The organism is Rhabdaerophilum sp. (genome assembly GCF_046092605.1).
GTDB lineage: Bacteria > Pseudomonadota > Alphaproteobacteria > Rhizobiales > Beijerinckiaceae > Rhabdaerophilum.
In genome coordinates this window covers 1-3,884 of the sequence record NZ_JBJTDY010000074.1, presented here as the reverse complement: position 1 = coordinate 3,884, position 3,884 = coordinate 1, and the positions used below count along the sequence as shown (strand labels likewise).

The 3,884-nt window shown below is 64.4% G+C and carries 3 protein-coding genes; all 3 read right to left on the bottom strand.

Annotated features, from left to right (window positions below; genetic code table 11):
• The coding region (locus ACKODO_RS06230; RefSeq protein ID WP_408982584.1) for a BON domain-containing protein at positions 1-1,112 on the bottom strand (1,112 nt) is incomplete at its 3' end.
• Positions 1,113-1,305: 193 nt separating this feature from the next.
• Complete coding sequence (locus ACKODO_RS06225; RefSeq protein WP_408982583.1) at positions 1,306-2,550, bottom strand: porin; 1,245 nt, start codon at positions 2,548-2,550, stop codon at positions 1,306-1,308.
• Between the two features lie 400 nt (positions 2,551-2,950).
• Complete coding sequence (locus ACKODO_RS06220; protein WP_408982582.1) at positions 2,951-3,766, bottom strand: CDP-alcohol phosphatidyltransferase family protein; 816 nt, start codon at positions 3,764-3,766, stop codon at positions 2,951-2,953.
• Positions 3,767-3,884: the final 118 nt, after the last annotated feature.

Sequence of the window (3,884 nt, the reverse complement as noted above, 5' to 3'; positions counted from 1 at the left end):
GAGGAGCCGGTGTCGAACTGGATTCGCGCGCGGGAAAGCAAATCCCGGAACAGGAAATTGCACTCGCCGACCACCCGGATCAGCGGCGGCGGAGATGCCGTGTTGATGTCGAGCGTGACGCCGAAGCTCGCGGGCACGCGGCCACGGACCCCCGCGAGAACCTGATCGCGCGCGGGTTCGAGCGGCGCGAGCCCGCGCAAGGCAATCGTCTGGTCGGACATGATCAGCGAGGCACCGGGCATCAGGCGGGAGAGATCCTGCAGCCCCCCCTGCACGGCGGCGAGAAAACCCTCAGGCGCACCCAAGCCGATCTGCAGGGTCTCGACCACCTGGTCGCCTTCGAAATAGCGCCTGGCAAGGTCGAGAATATTCTCCCGAGCCCTCGCATCCGGCACGAAACCGGAGAGCGTGAGGTTACGCTCGCCGCGGACGGCATTGAAAAGATAGGGGCGGATCGCCGGCGAGGTGATGTCGCCGCGGCCAAGCCCGCGGCCGAGCACCAATCCCGCCGGAAGGGCCTGAAGCTCAGCACGCACGGCATCGGAAATCTCGCCATTGGCCGCGCGCCCCGTGAGCGAGAGCGTCTGGCCGGCGAGATTCAATTGGCCCTGCGCGAGCCGGGACAGCTGCCTCAGCCCGAATTCCAGGTGATTGATGTAGTAAGCGGATGCGCCACGGGCAGCCTTGAGTTGATCGTCGATCGGAAGGCCGGGAAACGCCTTGCGGGCCGCCTCCATCAGCATGTCGCGAAACGGCGCCGGCGGAATGATCCCGGCCAGCACGACGCGGTCGACTTCCCTCGTAATCATGGTCGTGAAGGGCTTCTGTTCCGGGAGCAGCGTCATCGCGTTGTTGACGAGGCGGATGCCCACCACTTGCCCGGCGGCGGCGATGGCAGCGGGAAGCGCCTCAGGCGCCGGGGCCTCGCCCCGGAGAACCGCATCGCGGCCCGACAGCGTGACACTCGCCCATTCGAGTTTCGCGGCCTTCAGCGCATTCCGGCCACCCTCGCGCAGATCCGCCTCCATGCCGGATTGGCGCATCGATCCGGCTGCGATCAGCAGCACGAAGACCGGGACCAGACCGAAAAACCAACGGATGGGCGATGACATCCCGTTTACCTCTCGACAGACGCGCCGCTGCGCCACGCCAAAGGTGGCCTGCTTGCGAAACTGGCATGGTTCAGGATTTCGTCAACCAGCCTGAACGCCGGCGGAACGGGACAACGGCCCACCGCACAGGTGACAAGGCACAAAAAACCCGGGGCTTTCACCCCGGGTCCAATTCCAAACCTCTTTTCAGAGATTAGAAGTCGCGCTGGAAGCGAACGCGGCCAACCCACTGGTTCTGCGAGCGGGAAACGGTGCCAGGGGCGCCGCCGGTCGGAACAGAGTTGGCAGACGCGCCACCGCGAGCATAGACATAGCCGACTTCCGCACCGATCAGGAAGCCCGAGGTCGGAAGCCACGCGGCCTGACCCCAGACGGAGCCGGTCGTGATGGTGTTCGCCGCGCCCGTCGGGTCGATGTTGGCATACGAACCGTAGACGCCGAGGCGGATGGTCGGAGCCGCGAAGATCTCCAGACCACCATGCAGGGCCCAGGCCTTCGTCGTGCGGAGCGACGAACCAGCGAAGCCGGCATCGTCGAAGTTGTAGGTACGACGGCCGATATTCGCAGAAGAGCCGAAGCCGCTATACGAGGTCGCGCCATCCGAATAGGTGACGTTACCCCAGATGTTGGAACCCGCCGAGATCATCGGGAGATTGATCTTGGTGTTGAGGCCGATCGCGAAGCCATACTTGGAGCTCGCAATGTCACCGGCAGTGCTCTGGGCGCGGATCTGGTGGATCGCACCGGCGAGCTTCACGGCACCCCACGAGCCAGCATAATCAAGCGAGCCGACGATGTCCGGCATCGTCTGACCGGCATAGGTGCCGAGGCGGATCGCAACCTGACGCTCGCGAGCCGAATCCACGGCGATAGTGCCCGAGAAGCCGCCGCCGAACTGGAAGGTGTAGCCAAACGAGTTCACGTAGGAGATATCGGAATGGCCACCGAAGCTGCCCGAACCGTTGAAGAGGTTCGAATAGCCATGCTCGAAGACCGGGGTGATGCGGCCGACGGTGAGGCCGCCGAACTGGATGAAGGCATATTCGAGAACCGCGTTGGCCGCGGTCGCGTTCACGCCACCAATAGCGCCACCGACTTCATTTTGACGCTGCAGGTAGCCGCGGAGATAGGTGCGTAGCAGGCCATATTCGGTGGCCGTGCGATGATCATAGCCGACATAGCCGCGAACACGGAACGAGTTGGAATCCGACGTGCGGGCGAGCGGGATGTTCTGGATAGCCTCAACGCGGATGCGGCCGATCAGCTTCAGGCACGACGTGGTGCCCGGAACAACGAAGAAGCCGGCGCCGTATTGCGGGCAGGTCTTCACATATTCAACAGCCGTCGGCTTCTTCACGCCGAGATCGGCGGCCGAGGCGCCGGCAACGGCAACGAGGCCAGCTGCCGAACCGAGGAGAAGGCTCTTCACGAGCTTCATGGTGTACCTCCAAAGAGTTTCGAGACCACGGGAGTTCCAGAAAGTCGCCGGTTGCCCGCCTTCACCCTGGTGTCCCTATTCGACGCTTTTCGTTTCCGGCCCCCCGGCAATGAAAAGCGACAGCGACAAGAACCTCCCGTCGCACGCCGCACCTTACTCACCCTTCTCCTGCATTCAACCGCGCAATCACCGTCAGAGGCCCCGGCGGAAGGCTTTTCAAACCGATGTTGCACAAACGCCACGCCCGGCATGGGGCACGGGCCGGCAATCGGCCCGAAAGGCGTGAGTCCTTAAGAAATTGTTAGCAGATTTGCCGCCTTCGCGCGGCCGGGAGCAGGATAAGGACGCCCCGCCCGCTGGGGGCCAAATGGCCTTCCGGCCGCCCCCCTTGCGGCCGATTTCAGCCGGGATTGGCGAGGTGAGGCGCCTCATCCTGCCGCTTGCGCCGCAGGTAGGCGCGCGCGGAAACCGGAAGACAGGCGACATAGGCCAGCGTGAGCGCGGAAACCGTCTCGAAAGGGTGGCTCACCAGCAGCAGAATCACGATTCCCGCCAGAAGAAGCAGGGGAATCGCCCATTGGCGCGAAATCGGCGTCTTCAGCCCCTTGCCGGAAAAGGTCGGCAGCCAGCTCACCGCGAGGATGCCGGTGAGAACAGTCCAGATCATCACGAAGATCGATTCGCCCGCAAAGCTCGGCACCCCGGCAAGATGCAGGTTGAGCGGCAGAAGCGCCATCATCGCGCCGGAAGGCGCGGGCACGCCCACCGCAAACGCCTTCTGCCATTCCGGCTTCGCGGGGCTGTCGATCATCACGTTGAAGCGCGCGAGGCGCAGGGCCTGCGCGAAGGCGAGAACCAGCCCGGCGATCCAGCCCGCGGTCTTCACATCCTTCATCACCCACATGTAGAGCACGAGCGCGGGCGCGCAGCCAAAGCTCACGAAATCCGCGAGCGAATCAAGCTCCGCGCCAAAGCGTGAGGTTCCGCCGAGGGCGCGGGCGATTCTCCCGTCGAGCCCATCCAGCACTGCGGCGACCATGATGGAGATCGAGGCCATGTCGAACCGGCCTTCCAGCGCGAACTTCACCGCCGTCAGACCGGCCGCGAGCGCCAGAAGCGTCACGAGGTTGGGAATCAGCATCCGGATCGGCACGGGCCGGAACCGCCGCTGCGGCGGCGTCGGCTCGGGCTCGTAAGGCGGGAAGATCGTTTCCATCACTCTCTCGGTTGTCGCGCTGCCGCCTTACGATTCGTGTGTTTGACGCCACGCCGCAAGCGGCGGGCTTTCGGGCGGGAAGATCGTTTCCATCACTCGCTCGGTTGTCGCGCTGCCG